The 552-nt window shown below is 76.8% G+C and carries 1 pseudogene; it reads right to left on the bottom strand.

Annotation, left to right across the window (positions count from 1 at the left end):
* Window positions 1-226 precede the first annotated feature (226 nt).
* Window positions 227-552, bottom strand: a pseudogene (locus tag ND748_RS33525) (hypothetical protein); the annotation flags it as partial.

Raw genomic sequence — 552 nt, 5'->3', positions numbered from 1 at the left:
CCGGTGGCCGGCGGGGCCGAGACGGCCGTCGTGACCAGCGGCCGCGCCTGCGTGGGAAGCGGGGCGTCCACGGTCGCGCAGCCGGCGCCGGCGAGGGCCAACAGCACCGCGACGGCCACCGCGATGAGCCGCGCCGGCATCGGGGGGACGGTCGATGTCCGCATGGCACCGGATGCCGGCATGGCGGGGCATGTCGGCATGGCGTCGGATGTCGGCATGGCGGCGGCTACCTGTAGTCGTTGATGCGCAGCTGGATGCCGGCGAGGGCGACGGCGACGGCGAGCAGGATGGCCGCCGTGACGGCCAGGGGCAGCGTGTCCAGGCCGTCGTCGGCGGCGGTGAGCCGCTGGGCGAACCGGCCGCGGCTGGCGTCGAACGCGATCGTCGACGCCGTGTCGAACCGGCGGAAGGACTCCGTGCCGCCGCCCTGGGCCAGCTCGACCGCCAGCGGGAAGCCACCGACCTCGGCGACGAGGGCGCGGACCCGTGCCGCGCTGTCCTGGTAGGTCTGCCAGGCGGGCGGCAGCGCTTCGCGGGCGGGCCGGTCCGGGC

Source organism: Frankia sp. AiPs1 (assembly GCF_023716945.1).
Lineage (GTDB): Bacteria > Actinomycetota > Actinomycetes > Frankiales > Frankiaceae > Frankia.
The sequence above is the reverse complement of the archived record's forward strand: the minus strand, read 5'-3'. Positions and strand labels throughout refer to the sequence as shown.